Consider the following 227-nt stretch of genomic DNA (forward strand, 5'->3'; position numbering starts at 1 on the left):
ACTATTCCGTTTATATTACTCTTATTCTTTCCTGTCACTTCCGTTATGATTAAGTTTGCAGTTATTCCGTTATCCAAATTTCTGTTTCTTACTACCAATCCCGCTATATGGGTATTTACTACTACATGTTTATTATTGTTTAGTATCAGCCCCTGTTCACTTACCTGTAATTCTTTTAATGAATTGTAACTTGTTCCGTTTCTATTAGGCGAAGCTATATCTATTTG

1 protein-coding gene is annotated in these 227 nt (G+C 32.6%); it reads right to left on the bottom strand.

What is annotated here, in order from left to right; genetic code table 11:
• Positions 1–227 (bottom strand): hypothetical protein (locus EII29_RS11835; protein WP_148096460.1); only part of this gene is annotated, 227 nt, incomplete at both ends.

Source organism: Leptotrichia sp. OH3620_COT-345 (assembly GCF_003932895.1).
Lineage (GTDB): Bacteria > Fusobacteriota > Fusobacteriia > Fusobacteriales > Leptotrichiaceae > Pseudoleptotrichia.